General features: G+C 68.9%; 21 protein-coding genes. 18 read left to right on the forward strand and 3 right to left on the reverse strand.

Features of this window, described 5'->3' with window-relative positions; all coding sequences use genetic code 11:
- Positions 1-168: 168 nt before the first annotated feature.
- The 9 genes from pdhA to EBE87_RS07920 all read left to right on the forward strand — a co-directional run bounded on the left by pdhA (position 169) and on the right by EBE87_RS07920 (position 8,825).
- On the forward strand, positions 169-1,203 hold the full coding sequence (gene pdhA, locus EBE87_RS07880) for a pyruvate dehydrogenase (acetyl-transferring) E1 component subunit alpha (RefSeq protein ID WP_120636450.1): 1,035 nt from the start codon (positions 169-171) through the stop codon (positions 1,201-1,203).
- 1 nt (position 1,204) lies between these two features.
- The gene (locus tag EBE87_RS07885) at positions 1,205-2,620 is read left to right on the forward strand and encodes a pyruvate dehydrogenase complex E1 component subunit beta (RefSeq protein ID WP_120636451.1); all 1,416 of its coding nucleotides are present in this window, start codon (positions 1,205-1,207) and stop codon (positions 2,618-2,620) included.
- Positions 2,621-2,634: 14 nt separating this feature from the next.
- Positions 2,635-3,945: a pyruvate dehydrogenase complex dihydrolipoamide acetyltransferase gene (locus tag EBE87_RS07890; protein ID WP_120636452.1), complete on the forward strand. Its 1,311-nt coding sequence runs from the start codon at positions 2,635-2,637 to the stop codon at positions 3,943-3,945.
- Positions 3,942-4,430, forward strand: a complete 489-nt coding sequence (locus EBE87_RS07895; RefSeq protein ID WP_120636453.1) for a GNAT family N-acetyltransferase — start codon at positions 3,942-3,944, stop codon at positions 4,428-4,430. The genes EBE87_RS07890 and EBE87_RS07895 overlap by 4 nt, the downstream gene beginning before the upstream one ends.
- A gap of 16 nt (positions 4,431-4,446) precedes the next feature.
- Positions 4,447-5,841, forward strand: coding sequence for a dihydrolipoyl dehydrogenase (lpdA, locus tag EBE87_RS07900; RefSeq protein ID WP_120636474.1), 1,395 nt, complete (start codon positions 4,447-4,449; stop codon positions 5,839-5,841).
- 98 nt (positions 5,842-5,939) lie between these two features.
- Positions 5,940-6,953, forward strand: a complete 1,014-nt coding sequence (gene lipA, locus EBE87_RS07905; RefSeq protein WP_120636454.1) for a lipoyl synthase — start codon at positions 5,940-5,942, stop codon at positions 6,951-6,953.
- Positions 6,953-7,432 (forward strand): type II toxin-antitoxin system RatA family toxin, encoded by a 480-nt coding sequence (locus EBE87_RS07910; protein WP_120636455.1) that lies wholly within the window; start codon positions 6,953-6,955, stop codon positions 7,430-7,432. The genes lipA and EBE87_RS07910 overlap by 1 nt, the downstream gene beginning before the upstream one ends.
- Positions 7,433-7,473: 41 nt before the next feature.
- Complete coding sequence (locus EBE87_RS07915; RefSeq protein WP_120636456.1) at positions 7,474-7,701, forward strand: hypothetical protein; 228 nt, start codon at positions 7,474-7,476, stop codon at positions 7,699-7,701.
- A gap of 56 nt (positions 7,702-7,757) precedes the next feature.
- Positions 7,758-8,825 carry a threonine aldolase family protein gene (locus EBE87_RS07920; RefSeq protein ID WP_120636457.1) on the forward strand — a complete coding sequence of 356 codons (1,068 nt, stop codon included), beginning with the start codon at positions 7,758-7,760 and terminating at the stop codon, positions 8,823-8,825.
- Here the strand turns inward: EBE87_RS07920 and EBE87_RS07925 are convergent.
- A complete protein-coding gene (locus EBE87_RS07925) occupies positions 8,822-10,216 on the reverse strand; it encodes a dipeptidase (protein WP_120636458.1) in 1,395 nt (464 codons plus the stop codon). The two genes, EBE87_RS07920 and EBE87_RS07925, sit on opposite strands and share 4 nt — an antisense overlap.
- Before the next feature lie 46 nt (positions 10,217-10,262).
- Positions 10,263-10,997 (reverse strand): triose-phosphate isomerase, encoded by a 735-nt coding sequence (tpiA, locus tag EBE87_RS07930; RefSeq protein WP_199707048.1) that lies wholly within the window; start codon positions 10,995-10,997, stop codon positions 10,263-10,265.
- Between the two features lie 128 nt (positions 10,998-11,125).
- Between tpiA and EBE87_RS07935 the strand changes: the two genes are divergently transcribed.
- The 8 genes from EBE87_RS07935 to lexA all read left to right on the forward strand — a co-directional run bounded on the left by EBE87_RS07935 (position 11,126) and on the right by lexA (position 19,586).
- Positions 11,126-13,027, forward strand: a complete 1,902-nt coding sequence (locus EBE87_RS07935) for a peptidylprolyl isomerase (RefSeq protein ID WP_158600784.1) — start codon at positions 11,126-11,128, stop codon at positions 13,025-13,027.
- Positions 13,024-14,529, forward strand: a complete 1,506-nt coding sequence (trpE, locus tag EBE87_RS07940; protein WP_122139948.1) for an anthranilate synthase component I — start codon at positions 13,024-13,026, stop codon at positions 14,527-14,529. Before EBE87_RS07935 ends, trpE begins: the two co-directional genes overlap by 4 nt.
- 46 nt (positions 14,530-14,575) lie before the next feature.
- Entirely contained in the window at positions 14,576-15,178 is a 603-nt protein-coding gene (locus EBE87_RS07945; RefSeq protein ID WP_120636686.1) for an anthranilate synthase component II, read from the forward strand.
- Complete coding sequence (gene trpD / locus EBE87_RS07950) at positions 15,175-16,197, forward strand: anthranilate phosphoribosyltransferase (RefSeq protein ID WP_120636687.1); 1,023 nt, start codon at positions 15,175-15,177, stop codon at positions 16,195-16,197. The genes EBE87_RS07945 and trpD overlap by 4 nt, the downstream gene beginning before the upstream one ends.
- Before the next feature lie 55 nt (positions 16,198-16,252).
- Complete coding sequence (trpC, locus tag EBE87_RS07955; protein WP_120636688.1) at positions 16,253-17,059, forward strand: indole-3-glycerol phosphate synthase TrpC; 807 nt, start codon at positions 16,253-16,255, stop codon at positions 17,057-17,059.
- Positions 17,060-17,542, forward strand: coding sequence for a cyclic pyranopterin monophosphate synthase MoaC (moaC, locus tag EBE87_RS07960; protein ID WP_120636689.1), 483 nt, complete (start codon positions 17,060-17,062; stop codon positions 17,540-17,542).
- Positions 17,542-18,747, forward strand: coding sequence for a molybdopterin molybdotransferase MoeA (locus EBE87_RS07965; RefSeq protein WP_120636690.1), 1,206 nt, complete (start codon positions 17,542-17,544; stop codon positions 18,745-18,747). The genes moaC and EBE87_RS07965 overlap by 1 nt, the downstream gene beginning before the upstream one ends.
- A 104-nt stretch (positions 18,748-18,851) precedes the next feature.
- Positions 18,852-19,586 carry a transcriptional repressor LexA gene (lexA, locus tag EBE87_RS07970; protein ID WP_120636691.1) on the forward strand — a complete coding sequence of 245 codons (735 nt, stop codon included), beginning with the start codon at positions 18,852-18,854 and terminating at the stop codon, positions 19,584-19,586.
- Here the strand turns inward: lexA and EBE87_RS07975 are convergent.
- Entirely contained in the window at positions 19,580-21,790 is a 2,211-nt protein-coding gene (locus EBE87_RS07975) for a ComEC/Rec2 family competence protein (protein ID WP_120636692.1), read from the reverse strand. The genes lexA and EBE87_RS07975 overlap by 7 nt on opposite strands.
- 121 nt (positions 21,791-21,911) lie before the next feature.
- Here EBE87_RS07975 and gltX point away from each other — a divergent pair, with 121 nt between their 5' ends.
- Positions 21,912-23,303: a glutamate--tRNA ligase gene (gene gltX / locus EBE87_RS07980; protein WP_120636693.1), complete on the forward strand. Its 1,392-nt coding sequence runs from the start codon at positions 21,912-21,914 to the stop codon at positions 23,301-23,303.
- Positions 23,304-23,312 lie beyond the last annotated feature (9 nt).

The following is a 23,312-nucleotide window of genomic DNA, read 5'->3' on the forward strand; positions in this document are numbered from 1 at the left end:
CAAGACTTGGCTTTGTCTTTAACCTAAATACGGTTAATATCGCTATTGCAGCGCAGCATCAATGACTTAGCGAATGCCTGATGCTTGCAGTCAAGCCAGCGGCCACGTATCTGCGTGCAGCGGCGCCGCCAATATCGCGCGGCGCGGCCAATTTGCAGGAGCAGCCGTATGGTTCAGGGCGCTGAAGCGGCAACCACCAAGCGTCGCGGCAAGGCGGCGCCTTCCCCGGGCACGAATGGCCTTTCAAAGGAGCAGTTGCTCCAGGCCTATCGCGACATGCTCCTGATCCGACGGTTCGAGGAAAAAGCAGGCCAGCTGTATGGCATGGGCCTGATCGGCGGCTTCTGCCATCTCTACATCGGCCAGGAAGCCGTGGTCGTGGGCATGCAGATGTGCCTTCAGCCGGGCGATCAGGTCATCACCTCCTACCGTGACCATGGCCATATGCTGGCTACCGGCATGGAATCCCGCGGTGTCATGGCGGAGCTGACCGGGCGTTCCGGCGGCTATTCCAAGGGCAAGGGCGGCTCCATGCACATGTTCAGCCGCGAGAAGGGTTTCTACGGCGGCCATGGCATCGTGGGCGCGCAGGTGTCACTGGGCACCGGCCTGGCCTTTGCCGACATGTACCGCAACGACGGCACGGTCTGCCTGACCTACTACGGTGACGGCGCCGCCAACCAGGGCCAGGTCTTCGAGAGCTACAACCTCGCCGCCCTGATGAAGCTGCCGGTCGTCTACATCATCGAGAACAACAAGTACGGCATGGGCACCAGTGCCGAGCGCGCCTCCGCCTCCAAGGACCGCTCCAAGGATGGTGCGCCCTGGGGCATCCCGGGTGAGCAGGTGGACGGCATGGACGTGCAGGCGGTCCGTGAGGCCGGGCAGCGGGCGGTGGAACACTGCCGCGCCGGCAACGGCCCCTACATCCTTGAGATGAAGACCTACCGCTACCGCGGCCACTCCATGTCCGACCCCGCGAAGTACCGCACGCGCGAGGAAGTGCAGAAGATGCGCGAGCTGCACGACCCTATCGAGAGCGTGCGCAAGATCCTGCTCGACGGCGGCCTGGACGAGGCCGAGATCAAGAAGGTCGACGACGAGATCAAGGCCATCGTGGCCGATGCTGCCGAGTTCGCCCAGACCTCGCCCGAGCCGGATGAGAGCGAACTCTGGACCGACGTTCTGCTGGAGGCCCGCTGAGATGGGTGCGACGATCCTGATGCCCGCCCTCTCCCCGACCATGACGGAGGGGAAGCTGGCCCGGTGGCTGAAGAAGGAAGGCGACACCGTCGCCGCCGGTGACGTGATCGCCGAGATCGAGACCGACAAGGCGACCATGGAAGTGGAAGCCGTCGACGAGGGTCAGATCACCAAGCTGCTGGTCGCCGAAGGCACCGAGGGCGTGCAGGTGAACTCCGCCATCGCCGAGCTGGATGGCGGCGACAGCCAGAATGCCGGCCAGGGGCCGGAGCAGCCGGTTTCCAATGCCACCCGCGCTGGTGGTGAAACCGGCCAGGTGGCCAAGGACGCCGAGGACTCCGGCGCCGTCGCCGCGCGCGGCACCGCGCGCAACGAGGGCGCCGCGGCCGAGACCAAGGCTGCCACGCCGGAACCCGAGCGCGAGTGGGGCGAGACCAAGAGCATCACGGTGCGCGAGGCGCTGCGCGATGCCATGGCCGCCGAGATGCGCCGCGACGAGAACGTCTTCCTGCTGGGCGAGGAAGTCGCGCAGTACCAGGGCGCCTACAAGATCTCCCAGGGCCTGCTGGACGAATTCGGCCCGAGGCGCGTGGTGGATACCCCCATCACCGAGCACGGCTTCACCGGCATGGCGGTGGGCGCGGCGATGTCTGGCCTGCGCCCCATCGTCGAGTTCATGACCTTCAACTTCTCCATGCAGGCCATCGACCAGATCATCAACAGCGCCGCCAAGACGCTGTACATGTCCGGCGGCCAGCTCGGTTGCCCCATCGTGTTCCGCGGGCCGAACGGCGCGGCGGCGCGCGTGGCGGCGCAGCATTCCCAGTGCTACGCCTCCTGGTACGCGCATGTGCCGGGCCTGAAGGTGGTGGCGCCGTGGTCCGCGGCCGATGCCAAGGGCCTGCTGCGCGCCGCGATCCGCGACCCCAACCCGGTGGTTTTCCTGGAGAACGAGATCCTCTACGGGCAGAGCTTCGAATGCCCGGTGGACGAGGACTTCATCCTGCCCATCGGCAAGGCCAAGATCGAGCGGAAGGGCAAGGACGTCACCATCGTCGCCTTCTCCATCGAGGTCGGTCTGGCGCTGAAGGCGGCCGAGAAGCTGGCCGAGGAAGGCATCGACGCCGAGGTCATCAATCTCCGCACCATCCGGCCGCTGGACATCGACACCATCGTGGAGTCGGTGAAGAAGACCAACCGGCTGGTCACGGTCGAGGAAGGCTGGGCCTTCTCCGGCATCGGCGGCGAGGTGGCCATGCAGGTCATCGAGAACGCCTTCGATTACCTCGACGCGCCCCCGGCGCGCGTGGCGGGCCTGGACGTGCCGATGCCTTACGCGGCTAACCTTGAGAAGCTTGCGCTGCCGACCGTGGAACACGTGGTCAACGCGGCCAAGAGCGTCACCTACAAGAAGTAAGAGGAAGCGGGACGATGGCCACCAACATCCTGATGCCCGCCCTCTCCCCCACCATGACGGAGGGGACGCTGGCGCGCTGGCTGAAGAAAGAAGGCGAGGCGGTCAAGGCCGGCGACGTGATCGCCGAGATCGAGACCGACAAGGCCACGATGGAATTCGAGGCGGTGGACGAAGGTGTCCTCGGCAAGATCCTGGTGCAGGACGGCACGGAAGGCGTGAAGGTCAACGACCCGATCGGCATCCTGGTCGAGGAAGGCGAGGCTGTTCCTTCCGGCGACGCCCCCAAGGCGGCGCCGAAGCAGGCAGCGACGCCGGAGAGCAAGCCCGCCGCCCCGGAACAGCCCAAGGCCGCGCCGGCGCAGGAGAGCAAGCCGGCCCCGGCCGCGCAGGCTTCCGGCGACCGCGTCTTCGCCTCGCCGCTCGCGAAGCGGATGGCGCAGCAGGCCGGTATCGACCTCTCGGGCATCAAGGGCTCCGGCCCCAATGGCCGCATCGTGAAGGCGGATGTGGAGGGCGCTTCCTCCGCGCCCAAGCCGGCGGCGCAGCCGCAGGCGGCGGCACCTTCCACCCAGCCGCAGGCCGCCGCTCCGGCCCCCGCGCCGAAGGCCCCTGCCCCCACGATCACGGCGCCGCATACCGCCGTGCCGAACAGCAGCATGCGCAAGGTGATCGCGCGGCGGCTGAGCGAGAGCAAATCCACCGTCCCGCATTTCTACGTCACGATGGATATCGAGATCGACGCGCTGCTGAAGCTGCGCGCCGACCTCAATGCCCGCGCGCCGAAGGAAGGCCCGGGCGCCTTCAAGCTCTCGGTCAACGACCTCGTCATCAAGGCGGCGGCGCGGGTGCTGCGGCAGTACCCGAACGTCAATGCCTCCTGGACCGATGACGCGATCATCCAGTACCACGACGTGGACATCTCGGTGGCCGTGTCCATCCCGGATGGGCTGATCACGCCGATCATCCGCAAGGCCGACCAGAAGGGCCTGGCCGCCATCTCCAGCGAGATGAAGGACCTGGCTTCCCGCGCCAAAGCCGGCAAGCTGAAGCCCGAGGAGTTCCAGGGCGGCGGCTTCTCCATCTCGAACATGGGCATGTTCGGGGTGAAGGACTTCTCGGCCATCATCAACCCGCCGCAGGCCGGCATCCTGGCGGTTTCCGCCGGGGAGCAGCGCCCGATGGTGAAGAACGGTGCCCTGGCCATCGCGACCGTGATGACCTGCACCCTCTCCGTCGACCACCGCGTGGTCGATGGCGCGCTGGCCGCCGAGTTCATCGCCGCCTTCAAGAAGGTGGTCGAGGACCCGCTGAGCCTGATGCTGTGACGGGGCATCCCAGCTTCTCCATCCGCGAGGCCAGGCCGCGCGATGCCGAGACGGTCCATCGCCTCGTGCTCGCCCTGGCGGAGTATGAGAAGCTGGGGCACGAGGCCCAGGCCACGGAGCAGGATTTCTACGGCGCCCTGGCCACCAAGCGGGTGCAGGGCCTGATCGCGGAAGTCGACGGTGAACCCGTCGGCTTCTGCCTCTATTACGAGACCTTCAGCACCTTCACCGGCCGCGCCGGCTACTGGATCGAGGACGTATTCGTCGAGCCGGAGCACCGCCGCCTCGGCATCGGCCGCGCCTTCTTCCAACATGTCGCGAAGCGGGCCGTGGCCGAGGGCCATTCCCGGGTGGAGTGGAGCGTGCTCGACTGGAACGAGCCGGCCATCGCCTTCTATCGGCGGATCGGCGCGGTCGGGCTGAACGAGTGGACCGATCAACGCCTTGATGGCGAGGCGCTGCACGCGCTGGCCGCCCAGGGCTGACGAGGACAAGCAGAACATGGCCGAGCAGTTCGACCTGGTTGTGGTGGGCGGTGGCCCCGGTGGCTATGTCGCCGCCATTCGCGCCGCGCAGCTGAAGATGAAGGTGGCGCTGGTGGAGCGCGAGCACCTGGGCGGCATCTGCCTCAACTGGGGCTGCATCCCGACCAAGGCGCTGCTGCGGGCCAGCGAGATCAACCACCTGCTGCACAGCCTGGACCAGTATGGCTTCGCAGCGGACAATATCCGCTACGACTTCGCCAAGGTGGTGAAGCGCTCCCGCCAGGTGGCGGGCCAGCTTTCCGCCGGCGTGAAGGGCCTGCTGAAGAAGAACAAGGTCACGGTCTTCGATGGCCATGGCAAGCTGGCCGGCAAGGGCAAGCTCTCCGTCACCAAGGATGGCAAGCCGGTCGCGGAGATCGAGGCCAAGCACATCATCCTGGCCACCGGTGCCCGCGCCCGCGTCATTCCGGGCATCGAGCCGGACGGCAAGCTGATCTGGTCTTACCGTGAGGCCCTGGCGCCCGACATCATGCCGAAGAAGCTGGTGGTGATCGGCTCCGGCGCCATCGGTGCCGAATTCGCTTCCTTCTTCCTGAACATGGGCGCCGAGGTCACGCTGATCGAGGCGATGGACCGCATCCTGCCGGTCGAGGACGCGGAGGTTTCGGCCTTCGTGAAGAAGTCCTTCGAAAAGCAGAAGATGAAGATCCTGACCGGCGCCAAGGTGCAGGGCGTCCGCAAGAACGGCGACAGCATCACCACCATTGTCGAGGTGGATGGCAAGGTGCAGGAGATCATCGCGGACCGGCTGATCTCGGCCGTTGGCATTGTCGGCAATGTCGAGAATATCGGCCTTGAAGCCACCAAGGTGAAGGTCGAGCGGACTCATGTCATCACCGATGAATATGGCCGCACGGGCGAGGATGGCGTTTATGCCATCGGCGACCTGACCGGCGCCCCCTGGCTGGCGCACAAGGCCAGCCATGAGGGCATCATCGTGGTAGAGGCCATCGCCGGCCAGCATCCGCACCCGATGGAAGTCGGCAATATCCCGGGCTGTACCTATTGCCGCCCGCAGGTCGCCTCGGTGGGCATGACCGAGGCCCGGGCCAAGGAAGCCGGCCATGACGTGAAGGTCGGCCGCTTCCCCTTCATCGGCAATGGCAAGGCCATCGCGCTCGGGGAGCCGGAAGGCTTCGTGAAGACGGTCTTCGACGCCAAGACCGGCGCGCTGCTGGGCGCCCATATGGTGGGCCCGGAAGTCACCGAGATGATCCAGGGCTACACCATTGCCCGGACGCTGGAGACGACGGAAGCGGAACTGATGCATACCGTCTTCCCCCACCCTACCGTCTCGGAAGCTATGCATGAGTCGGTGCTTGATGCCTTCGGTCGGGTGATCCACATCTAAGGACGAATGGGGATGCGCCTCGCCTTTCGGGGCGCATCCGCTTTATAGACAGGCAGCCGGGCCCCTCTACCCACCCGGCAGAGGACCAGGACTCCCGCATGGCCACCCGCATCCTGATCGACCACCGGGCCGGTGGCGCCGTGTCCAACGCCGATGGCGCCCCCAAGCCCCTGCGGCACCCGGAAAAGGCGCATCGGCCGGACAACCCGATCAAGCGCAAGCCGGACTGGATTCGCGTCAAGGCGCCGACGCACCCGATCTACCATGAGACGCGCAACCTGATGCGCGACAACAATCTGGTGACGGTGTGCGAGGAAGCGGCCTGCCCGAATATCGGCGAGTGCTGGTCCCAGCGTCACGCCACCATGATGATCATGGGCGAGATCTGCACCCGCGCCTGCTCCTTCTGCAACATCACCACGGGCATGCCCAAGGCGCTGGATGCCGATGAGCCGCGCCGCGTGGCCGATGCGGTGGCGCAGCTTGGCCTGCGGCACGTGGTCATCACCAGCGTGGACCGGGATGACCTGAAGGATGGCGGCGCCGCGCATTTCACGGCGGTGATCCGTGCCATCCGCCTTGCCGCGCCTGAGACCACCATCGAGATCCTGACTCCAGACTTCCTGCGCAAGGACGGCGCCCTGGAGGTAGTGGTGGAAGCGCGCCCGGATGTCTTCAATCACAATCTGGAGACGGTGCCGAAGCTCTACCCGACCATCCGCCCGGGCGCGCGTTACTTCCACTCGCTGCGCCTGCTGGACCGGGTGAAGGAGCTGGACCCGTCCATCTTCACCAAGTCCGGCGTGATGGTCGGCCTGGGAGAGGAGAAGATCGAGGTGCTGCAAGTGATGGATGATATGCGCAGTGCCGACATCGACTTCCTGACGATCGGCCAGTACCTGCAGCCGACCGTGAAGCACGCCGCCGTGGACCGCTTCGTCGAGCCCTCCGAATTCGAGGATTACGCGCGGCTGGCGCGCGGCAAGGGCTTCCTGCTGGTCTCCGCCACGCCCCTTACCCGCTCCTCCTATCACGCGGACCGGGATTTTGCGGCGCTGCGCGACGCGCGGAATGCCAAGCTGCAGGCTGCAACCCGGATCAGCGCGGCCTGATGCCGACGCATGCCGAGAAGCGCATCCTGCGCTATACGCCGGAGCAGTTGTTCGACCTGGTGGCGGATGTGCGCCGCTACCCGGAGTTCCTGCCCTGGTGCGTGGGTGCCCGTGTCATCAGCCAGAACGAAACCGAACTGGTGGCGGACCTGACCATCGGCTTCAAGCTGTTCCGGGAGACCTTCCGCTCCCGCGTGCAGCTCGACCGGCCGCACGAAGTGCGGGTGAGATACGAGAACGGTCCCTTCCGCTACCTGAACAACACCTGGAAGTTCCACCCCGTGCAGGGTGGCACCGAGGTGGATTTCTTTGTTGATTTCGAGTTCCGCAGCGCCCTGCTGCAGGCCGTCATCGGCGTGGTGTTCAACGAGGCCGTGCGCCTGATGGTGCGCAGCTTCGAGCGGCGGGCCATGGCCCTCTACGGCCGCGGGCCTGCCGCACAGGCCACGACAGCGCCGAAGCCTTCCACCGGAGCCTGAACCTTGCCGGCATGCCGGGAAGGGGCAAGGATGGCGGTGCCATGCTGAAGTACCTCTTCCTCTGCGGCCTCTTCGCCTTTGGCCTCTACTGGGTGGCACCGAACTTGCGCGTGCTGCGCGAGAAGGTCTCCTGGTTAAGCTGGTTGCCGGCCTATGATGCTGCTTTCTGGGGCTATTTCGGCGCGGCGCTCATGATCGGGACCGTCGTGACGGGCCTCATCTTCCTCGTGAAAACCGCGCTCCATATGTGGCGCGACATGTCCGACTGATCCGCCCCGGGCCGGCCGGGCCGGCCCTTGCCGCACCGCGCGAAGGTTATCCATCCATGGTCCATGCTCCCGCCCGCCCTCCTGCCGGCGCACCGCCCGTTCGCATCAACCTTTATTCCGATACGCAGACCCGCCCGACCGCCGCGATGCGGGAGGCCATGATGGCCGCCGAGGTGGGTGACGAGCAGTTCGGCGACGACCCCACCGTCAACGAACTCTGCGACCGCATGGCGGCGCTGATGGGCAAGGAGGCAGCGATGTTCCTGCCCTCCGGCACCATGTGCAATGTCGTGGCCATCCTGACCCACTGCCGCCCCGGCGAGGAAGTGCTGGCGCATGAGACGGCGCATATCCTTTCCAGCGAAGGCGGCGTGCACGCGGCGCTGGCGGGGGTGCAGATCAACCCCTTGCAGGGCGCGCGCGGCATGTTCAGCGCCGAGACGCTGCGCGCCGCCATCCGCCCCGCCACCCGCTACGCGCCGCCGCAGCGGCTGCTGGAAGTGGAGCAGACCGCCAATATCGGTGGCGGCGGCGTCTGGCCGCAGGCGGAACTGGATGCCGTAGTGGCCGTGGCGCGGGAACAGGGCTGGTCCACGCATATGGACGGCGCCCGGCTGATGAACGCCGTCGTCGCCTCCGGCATCCCGGCCGCCGAGATGGTGGCAGGCTTCGATTCGGTCTGGCTGGACTTCACCAAGGGCCTGGGCGCGCCGCTGGGCGCGGTGCTGGCGGGCTCGGAGGAATTCATCGGCAACGCCTGGCGCTGGAAGCAGCGGCTCGGCGGCTCGATGCGTCAGGCCGGCATCTGCGCCGCCGCCTGCATCCACGCGCTGGACCACCACATCGACCGGCTGGCCGAGGACCACGCCAATGCCAAGGCGCTGGCCCGTGGCCTGCGCCAGATCCCCGGCATGGCGGTGGAGGAGCCCGACACCAACCTGGTCTTCTTCGACCCGGCCGGCGCCGGCATCGACGCCACCAAGCTGGTGGCGACGCTGCGGATGCAGGGCATCCAGATCTCGATGCTGGGCGGGCGCATCCGCGCCTGCCTGCATCTCGACGTGACCGCGACCATGGTCGATGAGACCCTGGCCGCGATCCGGGAGGCGGTCGCGGCCGCCTAGCCCTTCGCCAGCCGCGCCAGCAGCCGCGCATGGCTGCGGGCGCCGCTGTGCAGACAGGACAGCTCGAACTTCTCGTTCGGGCTGTGCACCTGGTCGTCGTCCAGGCCAAAGCCCATCAGCAGGCTGTCCAGCCCCAGGATGCGCTTGAAGCTCTCCACCACCGGGATGGAGCCGCCGCCGCCCGCCAGCACGGGCGGCTTGCCGAATTCCTCCTCCAGCGCCACGCGTGCCGCCGCCAGATGCGGCGAATCGGTCGGGATGGAAAGGCCCGGCGTGCTGGCGAAGCATTGCAGCTCGAAGCTGGCATCGGCCGGGATGCGCTCCTGCACGAACTGGCGGATGCCCTCGATGATCTTTTCGGGCTCCTGGCCCGGCACCAGGCGGCAGGAGAGCTTGGCATGGCCCTCGCAAGCGATGACGGTCTTGGACCCCTCGCCCATGTAGCCGCCCCAGATGCCGTTGATATCGGCGGTCGGACGGGCCCAGAGACGCTCCAGCGCGCCCCGCCCCTTCTCGCCGCCCGGCACGGAGAGGCCGTTCTGGCCCAGGAAGGCAGCTTCGTCGAAGTTCAGTGCCTCCCAATCCGCGCGCTGATTGGCGCCGGGCTCGATCACGCCGTCATAGAAGCCGGGGATCTTGATGCGGCCGTTCTCGTCCTTTAGGTCGCCCAGCACGCGCGTCAGGATGTTCAGCGCATTGCCGGCCGAATTGCCGTAAAGGCCGGAATGCAGGTCGCGGCTGCCGACGCGCAGGTTGATCTGCGTATAGACCATGCCGCGCAGGCTGACGGTCAGGGCCGGAACGCCGGGCGCCCACATGTTGGTGTCGCTGACCACGATCACGTCGGCGGCCAGCAGGTTCTTCTCGGCCTTCAGCACGGCGTCGAGGTTGGGGCTGCCCACTTCCTCCTCGCCTTCCACCAGCACCGTCACGCGCACCGGCGGGCCGCCAGCCACCGTGTTCCAGGCCCGCAGGGCGGCAAGCCAGGTCAGGCACTGGCCCTTATCGTCCACCGCGCCACGCGCCACCACGCGCTTGCCGCGCGGGCCGTCCACCACGGCGGGCTCGAAGGGCGGGCTGATCCAGAGGTCCAGCGGCTCCGGCGGCTGCACGTCGTAATGGCCATAGATCAGCACATGCGGCGCATCCGGGCCCGGGCCAGGATGCGTGGCGAGGACGACGGGGTGCGTCGGCGTCTCGCGCAGCCCGACGGCGAAGCCGAGCGCCTCGAGCTGGCTGCCCATCCAGGTCGCGGCGCGCCGGCAATCCGGCGCATGGACGGGCTGGGCGCTGATGCTGGGGATGCGCAGCCACTCGATGAGGCTGGCTTCCGTTTCGGCCCGCGCCGCGTCGAGCACGGCGAGGACCTGATCGAGATGATGATGTGACATGGTGAGGCGAAGTGTCGCGCCGGGCCTGACCCGGCGCAACCCTGCCTCAGGCAGCCGCCGCGATGCCCAGGAAGTCGGCAGCCACCAGGCTGGCGCCACCCACCAGCGCGCCATCGACATGCGGCAGCGCCAGGATGGCCTTGGCATTCCCCGGCTTCACCGAGCCGCCATAGAGGATACGCAGCGTGCCGCCGGCGCCGCCGAAGCGGCCTTCCAGTTCCTGGCGGATCCGGGCATGCATGGCGGCGATGTCGGATTCGGTCGGGGTGCGGCCGGTGCCGATGGCCCAGACAGGCTCATAGGCCACCACGCCGCCGGCGCTGGCAAAGCCTTCCGGCAGGCTGCCGGCCAGTTGCGCGGCCACGACCGCCTCGGCCTCCCCGGCCAGACGCTGTGCCTCGCTCTCGCCCACGCAGACCACCGGGGTCAGGCCGGCAGCCAGCGCGGCCTCGGCCTTGGCCAGCACGACGGCATCGCTCTCGCCATGGTCGGCACGGCGCTCGGAATGGCCCAGGATCACGAAGCGGCAACCCAGGTCCGCCAGCATGGGGGCCGAGACATCACCGGTATGTGCGCCCTTCGGCTGGGCATGGCAGTCCTGCGCGCCGAGCGCGACGGCGCTGCGGCCCAGCGCCTCGGCGACGGCGGAAAGGTGCGGAAAGGGCGGGCAGACCAGCAGATCGGCGGCGGGGGCAGCCCCCGCGGCGACGCCCGCAGCCAGTTCCCGGGCCGAAGCCAGGGTTCCATGCATCTTCCAGTTACCCGCGATCAGGGGGCGCACACCAGGGGTCATCCAGGCCTTCCTCTTCGACAAATCGTTGTCCAAGCCGCTACCCGTGGCCGTGGCGTTTGGCAACTGCCCCCCTTTTCCCTATGGTCCGCCACACTTTCCTCTTTGCGCGGAATACGATGCTCACTGCGATGCGCCGGCTGGCCGGCACCTGGTTTGCCAAGGCTCTCTTCCTGCTGCTGATCCTGTCCTTCGGGATCTGGGGCATCGAGGATGTCGTGCGGAAATTCGGCACCGACAACGCGGTGGCCCGGGTGAATGACGAGGCCATCGAACTGCCCGAGGCGCAGCTCGCCACGCGGCGGGAGATCGCGCGCATCCAGCGCCAGGTGGGCAGCTCCTTCGAGATCACCCCGCAGATGTCGCAGCAGGTGGCGCGCCGCGCGGTGGAGAACCTGATCATGGACCGGGTGCAGCGGCAGGAGGCCGAGCGCCTCGGCGTCGTGGCGCCCGACCAGGCCGTGCAGAACTATGTCTGGAGCATCCCGGCCTTCCAGGGCACGGACGGCCGCTTCAGCCGCCTGCTGCTGGACCAGTTCCTGCGCAACAACGGCCTGTCGGAGCCCGAATTCCTGGCGCTGCTGCGCGCCGACCTGCAGCGGCAGCAACTGGTGGGCGCGGTGCGCGCCGGCGCCGCCGGGCCGGATGCGCTGACCAAGCCGCTGCTGATGTGGCAGGGCGAGCGCCGCGTGGCCGAGGTGGCTACGCTGCCGCTTTCCGACGCGCCGGAGCCCGCGGCACCCGACGAAGCGCAGCTCCGCCGCTTCCATGAGAATAATCCCGAGCGCTTCTCCGCGCCGGAATACCGCCGCGTGACGGTGGCGACCCTTTCCCCCGCCACGGTGGCGGCCGAGGTGCAGCCCAGCGAGCAGGACCTGCGCGCCACCTTCGAGGCCCACCGCGCACAGTTCGAGACGCCGGAGCGCCGTACGCTGGAACAGGCGGTGATGCAGAGCCGCGAGGCCGCCGAGAAGATCGCCGCCGACTGGCGCGGCGGCGCCAGCTTCGCCGATATCGAGCGGGAGGCGCAGGCCGGTGGCGGCCAAGCGCTGACGCTCGGCACGCTGGACCGTTCCTCCGTGCCGGTGCCGGAACTGGCCGATGCCGCCTTCGCCCTGGGCGCCGATGGTGTCAGCGACCCGGTACAGACCCCCTTCGGCTGGCATGTGCTGAAGGTGACCGGCATCGAGCCGGGCCATGCGCGGAGCTTCGAGGAGGTGCGCGAGCAGGTGGCGGACGACCTTCGCCGCGAAAAGGCGGCCGACCTCGCCTACGAGCGTGCCAATGAGGTCGAGGACGCCCTGGCCGGCGGCGCGACGCTGGAGGAAGTCGGCCAGCGCTTCGGGCTGCCGGTCGAGAAGGTGACGATCGACGCGCGCGGCCAGACCCAGGACGGCAAGCCTGCCGACCTGCATCTGGACGCCAGCGGCCGGGATGTCGCCCTGCGCGCCATCTTCGCCGCCGAGCCGGGGCAGGCTCCACGGCTCGCCGAGGCCGGCCAGGTCGGCCTCTTCGCTTTCGACCTTCAGGAAGTGATCCCCGCCGCGCTGAAGCCTTTCGAGCAGGTGGAGGACCAGGTCCGCGCCGCCTGGATGCAGGATGCCCGCCGTCGCAGCCAGGAAGAGCGCGCGGCCGCGCTGCTCGGCGCCGTCAAGGGCGGCAAGAGCCTGCAGGACGCGGCGCGTGAGGCCGGCCTCACCGCCCGCCGCGTCGGCCCCTTCTCGCGTGAGCCGGACCAGCAGGGCGCGAACAGCCCGCCGCCGGAACTGCTGGCGCCCCTCTTCGCCACGGCGCCCAATGAGGCGACCATGGCCGAAACCGCCGATGGCTTCGCCGTCGGTCAGGTCGTGGACATTGTCCGCGTCAATCCCGATGCCGATCCGCTCGGCCTCGGCCGGGTCCGCTCGGAAGTCGAGCAGGCCATGCTCGGCGACCTTGAGGCCCAGTACCTTGAGGCGCTGCGTCGCAACGCCAAAGTTACGATCAACCCAACCATGATGGGACAGGTTTCCGCCCGATGAACGTCCACCGCAACCTCGACTTCGCCACCTTCGCTGCCGGCCTCGCCGCCGGCCAGGGGCAGGTGCTGTGGCGGGAGAGAGTGGCGGACCTGGACACCCCTGTCGGAACCTTCCTGAAGCTGGCGGAAGGCCGCCCCAACGCTTTCCTCTTCGAAAGCGTCGAGGGCGGTGCCGCGCGCGGCCGCTATTCCGCCATCGGCATGGCGCCCGACCTGATCTGGCGCTGCCGCGACGGCCGCGCCGAGATCAACCGGCACGCCCTTTCCGCCCCCCATGCCTTCGAGCCGGTGGACAAGCCGGTGATGGAGAGCCTGGCCGAGCAGATCGAGGCCAGCCGCCTGCCGGTGCCGGCCGGGCTGCCGCCGATCGGCGCCGGCCTCTTCGGCTATCTCGGCTACGACATGGTGCGGCACATGGAAGTGCTGCCGAGCCTGAAGCCCGATGTCATCGGCATTCCGGAAGCGGTGATGATCCGCCCGACGCTGGTGCTGGCCTTCGACCATGTGCGGGACACGCTGACGCTGATCACCCCGGTCTGGCCCGGTGCGGACCCCCAGGCCGCCTGGGACGCCGCCCAGGCGCGGCTGGATGAGGCCGAGGCCGCGCTGGACCGCCCGGTGCCGCGCCCGGCGCCGCCCGCGCGTCTGCCGCCGCTGGCCGAGCCTTCCTCCAACTTCAGCAAGGAGGAATTCGTCTCCGTCGTGGAGCGGGCCAAGGAATACATCCGGGCCGGCGACTGCTTCCAGGTCGTGCCCAGCCAGCGCTTCTCGATCCCATTCGCGCTGCCGCCCTTCGCGCTCTACCGGGCGCTGCGGCGGATCAACCCGGCGCCCTTCCTGGTGTATTTCGACTTCGGCGGCTACGCGGCGGTGGCCGCCAGCCCGGAGATCCTGGTGCGGCTGCGGGATGGCGAGGTGACGGTACGCCCCCTCGCCGGAACCCGCCCGCGCGGCGCGACGCCGGAGCAGGACAAGGCGCTGGAAGTCGAGCTTCTGGCCGATGAGAAGGAGCGCGCCGAACACCTGATGCTGCTCGACCTCGGCCGCAACGACGTGGGCCGGGTGTCGGAGATCGGCACCGTGAAGGTGACGCAGAGCTTCAACATCGAGCGCTACAGCCAGGTTATGCACATCGCCAGCGAGGTGCGCGGCCAGCTTCGGGACGGGCTGACGGCGCTGGACGCGCTGTCCGCCGGCTTCCCGGCCGGCACGCTCTCCGGCGCGCCGAAGGTGCGGGCCATGCAGATCATCGAGGAGCTGGAGCCGTCCCGGCGCGGCCTTTACGCCGGCGGCATCGGCTATTTCGGCGCCGATGGCAGCATGGACACCTGCATCGCGCTGCGCACGGCGCTGGTGAAGGATGGCGTCATGCACATCCAGGCCGGCTGCGGCGTGGTGGCGGATTCCGACCCGGTGGCGGAATACGAGGAAACGAAAGCCAAGGCACGCGGGCTGGTGCGCGCGGCGGAGGAGGCGGTGCGCTTTGCCGCCGGCGGGCGATGAGCCCTGCCGCGACCGCCCTGCCCCTCAGCCCCAAGGAACCCCGGCCATGATCCTGCTGATCGACAACTACGACAGCTTCACCTTCAACCTGTACCACTTCCTCGGCGACCTCGGCGCGCAGATCGAGGTGCGGCGGAACGACTCCCTCACGGTGCAGGAAGCGCTGGACCTGAAGCCGGAAGCTATCCTGCTGTCCCCCGGCCCCTGCACGCCCAATGAAGCGGGTATCTGCCTGCCGTTGATCGAGGCGGCCGCCGCCACGCGCACGCCGCTGATGGGCGTCTGCCTCGGCCACCAAGCCATCGGGCAGGCCTTCGGCGGCGTGGTGGAGCGGGCGCCGACCCCGATCCATGGCAAGGTCTGGGAGATGCGGCACCGGAACACCGATCTCTTCGCCGGCCTGCCCGACCCCTTCCGCGCCACCCGCTACCATTCGCTGGTGGTGCGGCGTGAAGGCCTGCCCGAGGCGCTGGAAGCCACTGCCTGGACCGAGGATGGCCTGATCATGGGCCTCGCGCACCGGGACCTGCCCATCTGGGGCGTTCAGTTCCACCCGGAAAGCATCGCCAGCCAGCATGGCCATGACATCCTGCGCAACTTCCTGACCATGGCCGGTGCCGCCCTGCCCGCCCGCAACAGGGCGGCATGATGTCTCTGAAGCCCATCCTGGCGCGGTTGGCGCTGGGCGAGACGCTGAGCGAGGACGAGGCCCAGGAGGCCTTCGGCATCATCATGGAGGGCGAGGCCACGCCCGCGCAGATCGCCGGCCTGCTGATGGCGATGCGCGTGCGGGGCGAAACCGTGGCCGAGATGACCGGCGCGGTGCGGGCCATGCGGGCGCGCATGACGGCCATCGAGGCGCCGCCCGGCGCCATCGATCTGGTCGGCACGGGCGGTGACGGCATGGGCACGCTGAATATCTCGACCGCCGCCTCCTTCGTGGTGGCGGGCTGCGGCGTGCCGGTGGCCAAGCATGGCAACCGGGCGCTGTCCTCGAAGTCCGGGGCCTCGGACGTGCTGTCGGCGCTGGACATCAACCTGGACATGCCGATCCCGGCGCTGGCGCAGGTGCTGAAGCGCGTCGGCATGGTCTTCCTGGCGGCGCCGCGGCACCACGCGGCGCTGCGGCACGCGGCCGGCCCGCGCGTGGAACTTGCCACCCGCACCATCTTCAACCTGCTGGGCCCGCTGACCAGCCCGGCACGGGTGAAGCGCCAGATGACGGGCGCCTTTGCCACCCGCTGGCTGCGCCCCATGGCGGAGACGCTGGCCCGCACCGGCACCGAGCATGCCTGGCTGGTGCATGGCCAGGGTCTGGACGAGCTGACGCTGGCTGGCCCCAGCGATGTGGTGGAGGTGAAGGATGGCAGCATCCGCGAATTCACCATCACCCCGGAGGATGCCGGCCTGCCGCGCGCGCCCACCGAGGCACTGCTCGGCGGCACGCCGGCCGAGAACGCTGTGGCGCTGCTGGCGCTGCTGCGCGGCACGCCTGGCGCCTACCGGGACTGCGTGCTGCTGAACGCCGCCGCCGCCCTTGTGGTGGCCGGGGTGGAGACCGATCTGCGTGCCGCGGCCAGCCGCGCGGCACGCGCCATCGACGAGGGCGCGGCCCTGGATGTGCTGGAGCGGCTGCGCGCCGCCACCAGCGCCGTGCCCGCCGCCTGATGGCCTTCCCTGAATTCGACGCCGCGCCCTTGCCCGCGCGGGAAAGAGCACCCCGATGAACGCCCCTGTCCTGTCCGACACTTTGCTCCGCATCCTGGCTGACAAGGAGGCCGAGGTTCGCACCCGCTCCGCCGCCACGCCGCTGGATGAGATGGAGCGCCTGGCCCGCGACGCCGACAAGCCGCGCGACTTCACCGGCGCCTTGTGCAACGCCGTGGCGGAAGGGCGCATCGGGCTGATCGCGGAAGTGAAGCGCGCCTCGCCCTCCGGCGGGTTGATCCGCGACCCGTTCGAACCCGCGACCATCGCCCGGGAATACGAGGCCGCCGGGGCATCCTGCCTCTCGGTCCTCACCGATGCGCCCTATTTCCAGGGGGCGCCGGAGCATCTGGCCGAGGCCCGCAAGGCCTGCAAGCTGCCGGTGCTGCGCAAGGACTTCATGATCGACCCCTGGCAGGTCTTCGAATCCCGTACCATGGGCGCTGACTGCATCCTGCTGATCCTCGCCGCGCTTTCCGACGCCCAGGCGAATGAGCTGGAGGATGTGGCGCGCAGCCTGGACATGTCCGTGCTGGCCGAGGTGCATGATGAGCGCGAGCTGGAGCGCGCGCTGGGCCTCAACACCCGCCTGATCGGCATCAACAACCGCAACCTGCGCTCCCTCCGCACCGATCTCGCGACCGCCGAGCGGCTGGTGCCCAGCGTCCCCGCCGACCGGATTCCCGTGGCGGAGAGCGGCCTGCGCAACCCCGAGGACGTGCGCCGGATGGCGAATGTCGGCGCCCGCTGCATCCTGGTGGGCGAGCACCTGCTGCGGCAGCCGGACCTGACCGCCGCCGCCCGCGCCATGGTCGAGGCCTGAATGTCCGGCGAAAGCGGCCTCACCCACTTCGATGCCGAGGGCAAGGCCGTCATGGTCGATGTCTCGGCCAAGCCTTCCACCACCCGCATCGCCATCGCGCGCGGGCGGGTGGTGATGGCGCCGGCGACGCTGGAGACCATCCGGCAGGGCGGCATCGGCAAGGGTGATGTTCTGGGGGTGGCGCGGCTGGCCGGCATCATGGGTGCCAAGCGCACCGCCGAGCTGATCCCGCTTTGCCACCCCTTGCCGCTTTCTTCCGTGAAGGTGGACCTGGTGCCGGTGGCGCCGGACGCGGTGGAGATCGAGGCCACCGCCAAGACCACCGGCCAGACAGGCGTGGAGATGGAGGCGCTGACCGCCGTCAGCGTCGCCGCCCTGACGGTCTATGACATGTGCAAGGCCATCGACCGCGGCATGCGGGTGGAGGGCGTGCGGCTGGTCCGCAAGGAAGGCGGCAAGTCAGGGCTCTGGGAAGCGCCCTGATGCTGTCTGTCGAGGAGGCCCGCGCCCGCATCCTCGGCGCGCTGCAACCTGTGGGCGCCGAGACCGTCGCCCTTTCCGAAGCCTGGAACCGGGTGCTGGCCGCGCCGGTGCATGCCCGCCTGACCCAGCCCCCCGCCGATGTCTCGGCCATGGATGGCTACGCGGTGCGGGCGGCCGATGCTGTGGAGGGCGCCGAGCTTCGCCTGATCGGCGCCGCCCCGGCCGGGCATCCCTTCGCCGGCGCCGTTGGTGCGGGCGAAGCGGTGCGTATCTTCACCGGCGCCGTGGTGCCGGCAGGCGCAGACGCCATTCTGTTGCAGGAAGATGCGCGGGCCAGCGGCGACAGCGTGGTTGTCACCGAGACGGTGCGGACCGGCCGCTGGATTCGCCGTGCCGGGCTGGACTTCCGGGAAGGCGAGGAACTGCTCCCCGCCGGCCGCCGGCTGACAGCGCGGGACATCGGCCTCGCGGCCGCCGGCAATCATCCCTGGCTGAGCGTGCATCGCGCGCCGCGCATCGGCATCCTGGCCACGGGCGACGAGATCTCCCTGCCCGGCGACCCGGTGGCACCCGGCGGCATTGTGTCCTCCAATGCCCATGCGCTGGCGGCGCTGGTGCGCAGTGCCGGCGGCGTGCCGCTTGTGCTGCCCATCGCGCGGGACGATGTTTCGGCCATCGCCGCGGCGGCACGAGGCGCCCGCGGCTGCGACCTGCTGGTGACCGCCGGCGGCGCCAGCGTTGGCGAACACGACCTGGTGCAGCGGGCACTTGGGCCGGAAGGCTTCGCGCTGGATTTCTGGAAGATCGCCATGCGGCCGGGCAAGCCGCTGATCTGGGGCCGGCTGGGCGATACGCCGCTCCTCGGCCTGCCGGGCAACCCGGTGTCCAGCCTGGTCTGCGGCATTGTGTTCCTCTGGCCCGCCATCGCCGCGCTGGGCGGGCGGCCTGATCTGGCAGCACCGTTGCGCCGGGCCAAGCTGGGTGCGCCCTTGGGTGAAAACGACCGCCGTGCCGATTACCTGCGCGCGACCCTTTCCATGGATGCGGAAGGCCGCCGGGCCGTCACGCCCTTCGAAACCCAGGACAGTTCCATGCTGAAGACCATGGCAAGGGCCGAGGCCCTGCTGCTGCGCGCCCCACATGCGCCGCCGCTGGAAGCCGGTTCAACCGTGGAGATCATCATATTGGCGGATCTTGGGCTTTAAGTCGCTGAATATAGGTTGACCGGGCCAGGAGAACTTCCGTAGAACATTTGAGACAGTTTCCGGTTTGTTCGCAGGCCGGCTCCGTTTCAAGGGAAGGTCTCCACATGCTGACGCGCAAGCAGCACGAGCTGCTGATGTTCATAGACCGGCACCTGCGCGACACCGGATTCTCCCCCTCGTTCGAGGAGATGAAGGAAGCGCTGAAGCTGCGCTCGAAGTCCGGCATCCACCGCCTGATCACCGCGCTGGAAGAACGTGGCTTCCTCAAGCGCCGCGCGCATCGTGCGCGGGCGCTGGAAGTGCTGCGCCTGCCGGATAGCGTGGCGCCGCGTTCCGCCGAGGCCAGCGCGCGCACGGCACCCGCCAGCGCCCCTGCCCCCAGCTTCCCTACCAATGTCATCCGCGGCAATTTCGCGCCGAACCTTTCCGGCGTGCAGAAGGCTGCGGCAGATGCCGCTGCGGTCCACCTGCCCCTTTATGGCCGCATCGCCGCCGGCTTGCCGATCGAGGCGCTGCGCGACCAGGGCAGCAGCGTCGAGGTGCCCGCCGCGCTGCTGGCCTCGGGCGAGCATTACGCGCTTGAGGTGGCCGGCGATTCCATGACGGGCGTCGGCATCCTGGATGGCGACACCGTCATCATCCGCCGGGGCGAGGTCGCCGAGAATGGCGACGTGGTCGTGGCGCTGGTGGACGACAGCGAAGTGACGCTGAAGAAGCTGCGCCGCAACCGCAATTCCATCGCGCTGGAAGCCGCCAACCCGGCCTATGAGACGCGCATCTTCGGCCCGGACCGCGTCAAGGTGCAGGGCAAGCTGGTCGGGCTGCTGCGCCGCTACTGAGCGGCCGGCTGCTCCCAGGCGGCCCGTGGCGGCGGCGGCACCCAGGGCCGCCGTCCGCGCCAGTCGCGGTCCGAGACGATCCTTGGCCCCCCTGCTTCGAGCCAGATGGCATGGGGGCCGTTCCGCCAGACGGTGAAGCGGTCCACTTCAGCGGCACCACGGCAGCGGCCGCGGATGGGCTCCGGCGACAGCATGAGCACCGCCTCGCCGCAATGCGGCGCTGCCTGGATGGCCGGCGATGCTTCCCTGCCGCGTGCTTTCACGCTTCGGAGCAGAAGTGCCACCGGACCATCGGGGCGTGGCTGGAAGCGGCAAACCGTTGCGGTGCAGTCCAGCACGCCATCCGGCGTTTGGCCCTGGAGTGGAACTGGAATGGCGCCTTCCTCCGCCCAGCTGCGAAGCCAGCTTTCCCGCACCAGGGAGGATGCACCGCTGCCGCGTTGCAGATACACGCCCTGCGGGGCGTGAAAGGCGATCAACCGCGCATCGTCCGAGACCAGGATGTCAGGCGGTGCCACCCAGGCCGCTGAGAGGCTGCCTGCCAGCATCAGCGGCAGGCCGAGCAGCCGCCATTGTTGCTGCCAGAGGCAGAGCCACAGCATGCCGAGGCTCGTCAGCCCCAGGCCCCACGATGGCGTCGGCGCGGCGGCCAGGGCAGCGCCCGGCCACCCGGCGACGGTATGAGCAACCCAGAGAATGCCATCAACCCCCCGGCCCATCGGGGCAAGGGCCAGGCCTTCCAACCCGAAGGGCATGAGCGCCAGGGCCACCATGCCGGCGGGCATGACCAGCACCGAGGTCAATGGAATCGCCAGGGCATTGGCCACCACGCCATAGATCTGCAGCCGCCCGAAGTGGTGCAGGCCATAGGGCGTCGTCGCCAGCCCGGCCAGGATGGAGGTCAGCGTCAACCCCAGCAGCATGAGCACGGGCTTTCGCCACCACTCCTTGCGGGCGCGCCACCGGGCCATGAATGGCCCCGTCCATTCGTTGCCGGCGATCAGCACCATCACCGCCGCGAAACTCATCTGGAAGGAGGGTCCGGTGACAGCCTCCGGCTGCATCAGCAGCACCGCCACGGCGGCGACCGCCAGCGCGCGGAGCGACAAGGCCCGTCGTCCCAACAGAATGCCCAGTGTCACCAGCACCGCCATGGCGAAGCTGCGCAGCATCGGCACCTGGGAGCCGGTCAGCAGCACGTAGCCCAGCCCGATGACAAGGCTGCAGGGGGCCGCCACGGCCTTGCCGTCGCAGCGCAATGCCAGCCAGGGCAGCAGCGCCAGCAGGAACCGCACCGTGCCGAAGGTCAGCCCCATGACGATGGCGATATGCAGGCCGGACACCGAGAGCAGATGCGCCAGTCCTGAATCCCGCATCGCTGCCATATCGGGTTCCGGAATGGCGCTTTGCGATCCGGTCAGCAGCGCCGCCGAGACGGCGCCGGAACCTGCCGGGATCTCTGCGCCGATTCGCGCCCCGATCGCGCCGCGCAGCTGCGCGAAGGGCGATGCGGGCAGCGGCTCCCCGAGCCTTTCCGCCGGGCCGATGGCGAAGCCGGAGCCGCCAAGGCCCTGGAAGTAGGCACCACGCTGGAAGTCCCAGCCACCAGGAAAGGCGGGCGGCGCCGGCTCTCGCACCAGGGAGCGTATTCGCAGGCGGTCGCCCGGCACCGGCACCAGCGGGTCCTTCTTGCGCAGGCGGATGCGGAGGTTGCGCTGAAGTTCCGGGCCATCCCCGGACAGGCGCGGCCGGGTCAGTTTCACCCGCACCCCTTCCGGCAGCGGGTCCACCGCTTCGACCACGCCTTCAACCACCATAGCCTTGTTGGGCAGGTCGATGATGGGGGGCAGCCGCTGGGTCTGCCAGGCAGCCACGCCGAAGCCAAGCGCCGCCACGCCCCCCATGGCCAGGGTCCAGGCTGCCAGCGGGCGTCGGCTTGCCAGCAGCACCGCCGCCAGTATCAGCGCCGCAGCCAGCCAGAGCGCCGACAGGTCAGGCTCATGCCGCAAGCTGAAATACAGCAGGATGCCGCTGCCCATGGCGACAGGCAGCCAGAGCGGCAGGCGCTGCCATTCCGTCGCCAGCCCACCTTGGAGCGTCAGCGAGAGCCTGCGGAGGAAGGCAAGGCCGGGAAGATGAGCCGCCACACCGCCAACCCAAGCCAGTGACACTGGCGGGATGCGCTGCGCGTTCAATGTACGCATGGCTTCTCAACCTCCACGCGCACTCTACAGCAGGGGGGCGGCGTGGTAGAAGCGGTGGTTCCTAGGAAATCTCGCGAGCCGTGGCGGCAAGCCCCGCGGCTTGAAGGAATCTGGCCGCGCCATGACAGTCCGCACCCGCTTCGCCCCCTCCCCGACCGGGTATCTGCACATCGGGGGAGCACGTACCGCGCTCTTCAACTTCCTCTTCGCCCGCCACCATGGCGGCCAGTACCTGCTGCGGATCGAGGACACCGATAAGGCGCGCAGCACCCAGGAAGCGGTGGACCAGATCATCAAGAGCCTGGACTGGCTCGGCCTTTCGCCGGACGAGCCGCCGGTGATGCAGAGCGCGCGGGAAGCCCGCCATGCCGAGGTGGCGCGGGAGCTGCTGGCGGTGGGCAAGGCCTACCAGTGCTTCTGCACCCCGGAGGAACTGGCCGAGATGCGCGAGACGGCCGCCAAGGAAGGCCGCCCGCCCCGCTATGACGGCCGCTGGCGCGACCGCGACCCGGCCGAGGCGCCGGCGGGCGTGAAGCCCGTGATCCGCATCAAGGCGCCGCGTGAGGGCGAGACGGTGATCCACGACCTCGTGCAGGGCGAGGTGCGGGTGAAGAACACCGAGCTGGATGACATGATCATCCTGCGTTCGGATGGCACGCCGACCTATCTGCACGCCGTGGTGGTGGATGACCACGACATGGACATCACCCATGTCATCCGTGGCGACGACCACCTGACCAACACCTTCCGGCAGGTCATGGTCTATGACGCGATGGGCTGGCGGCGCCCCCATTTCGCACATATCCCGCTGATCCATGGCGCCGATGGCGCCAAGCTCTCCAAGCGCCACGGCGCCGTTGGGGCGCTGGAATTCCGCGACCAGGGCTTTCTGCCGGAGGCTGTCTGCAACTACCTGCTGCGCCTCGGCTGGGGCCATGGCGACGAGGAATTCGTGCCGCGTGAGCGCGCCATCGAGCTCTTTGACCTGAAGGATGTCGGCCGCGCCGCCTCCCGCATGGATTACGCGAAGCTGACGCATCTCAACGCGCTGTATCTGCGGCAGAAGGATTCCGACGCGGTGGCCGGCGATGTGCTGTCCATCCTGCGCGAACGCGGCCCGCTGCCGGAAGGCGCCGTGACCACGGTGCGGGCGCTGATGCCGGATGTGCAGCCGCGTGCCCGGACGCTGATCGAGGCCGCCGACATGTGCGGCTTCGCGGTGGCCAGCATTCCGCTGACCTTCGAGCCCAAGGCCCAGGCGCAACTGACGCCCGAGGCGAAGGAGCGGCTGCTCGACATCGCTTCCTTCCTGGAGGAAGCCCCCTGGGAGCGCGCTGACCTGGACAAGTGGCTGCGCGATTATGCGGAAGTGAAGGGGCTGAAGCTGGGTGCCGTGGCGCAGCCGCTGCGGGCGGCATTGACCGGCAGCACGCAGTCCCCTCCCATTGATGCCGTGCTCTTCGCCCTGGGCAAGGGCGAAGCCCTGGCCCGCATGCGCGCCGCCGCCGCCTGATCCGACAAG

This window comes from Teichococcus wenyumeiae (assembly GCF_003696345.1).
Lineage (GTDB): Bacteria > Pseudomonadota > Alphaproteobacteria > Acetobacterales > Acetobacteraceae > Pseudoroseomonas > Pseudoroseomonas wenyumeiae.

Coding starts and splice junctions, on each gene's coding strand:
- EBE87_RS07910 (WP_120636455.1), top strand. CDS start 6,953: ATGCCGACGCATGCCGAGAAGCGCATCCTGCGCTATACGCCGGAGCAG.
- EBE87_RS07975 (WP_120636692.1), bottom strand. CDS start 21,790: ATGCGTACATTGAACGCGCAGCGCATCCCGCCAGTGTCACTGGCTTGG.
- EBE87_RS07945 (WP_120636686.1), top strand. CDS start 14,576: ATGATCCTGCTGATCGACAACTACGACAGCTTCACCTTCAACCTGTAC.
- trpE (WP_122139948.1), top strand. CDS start 13,024: ATGAACGTCCACCGCAACCTCGACTTCGCCACCTTCGCTGCCGGCCTC.
- EBE87_RS07965 (WP_120636690.1), top strand. CDS start 17,542: ATGCTGTCTGTCGAGGAGGCCCGCGCCCGCATCCTCGGCGCGCTGCAA.
- trpC (WP_120636688.1), top strand. CDS start 16,253: ATGAACGCCCCTGTCCTGTCCGACACTTTGCTCCGCATCCTGGCTGAC.
- lpdA (WP_120636474.1), top strand. CDS start 4,447: ATGGCCGAGCAGTTCGACCTGGTTGTGGTGGGCGGTGGCCCCGGTGGC.
- EBE87_RS07915 (WP_120636456.1), top strand. CDS start 7,474: ATGCTGAAGTACCTCTTCCTCTGCGGCCTCTTCGCCTTTGGCCTCTAC.
- EBE87_RS07885 (WP_120636451.1), top strand. CDS start 1,205: ATGGGTGCGACGATCCTGATGCCCGCCCTCTCCCCGACCATGACGGAG.
- EBE87_RS07935 (WP_158600784.1), top strand. CDS start 11,126: ATGCTCACTGCGATGCGCCGGCTGGCCGGCACCTGGTTTGCCAAGGCT.
- EBE87_RS07920 (WP_120636457.1), top strand. CDS start 7,758: ATGGTCCATGCTCCCGCCCGCCCTCCTGCCGGCGCACCGCCCGTTCGC.
- trpD (WP_120636687.1), top strand. CDS start 15,175: ATGATGTCTCTGAAGCCCATCCTGGCGCGGTTGGCGCTGGGCGAGACG.
- pdhA (WP_120636450.1), top strand. CDS start 169: ATGGTTCAGGGCGCTGAAGCGGCAACCACCAAGCGTCGCGGCAAGGCG.
- gltX (WP_120636693.1), top strand. CDS start 21,912: ATGACAGTCCGCACCCGCTTCGCCCCCTCCCCGACCGGGTATCTGCAC.
- EBE87_RS07925 (WP_120636458.1), bottom strand. CDS start 10,216: ATGTCACATCATCATCTCGATCAGGTCCTCGCCGTGCTCGACGCGGCG.
- lexA (WP_120636691.1), top strand. CDS start 18,852: ATGCTGACGCGCAAGCAGCACGAGCTGCTGATGTTCATAGACCGGCAC.
- moaC (WP_120636689.1), top strand. CDS start 17,060: ATGTCCGGCGAAAGCGGCCTCACCCACTTCGATGCCGAGGGCAAGGCC.
- EBE87_RS07890 (WP_120636452.1), top strand. CDS start 2,635: ATGGCCACCAACATCCTGATGCCCGCCCTCTCCCCCACCATGACGGAG.
- lipA (WP_120636454.1), top strand. CDS start 5,940: ATGGCCACCCGCATCCTGATCGACCACCGGGCCGGTGGCGCCGTGTCC.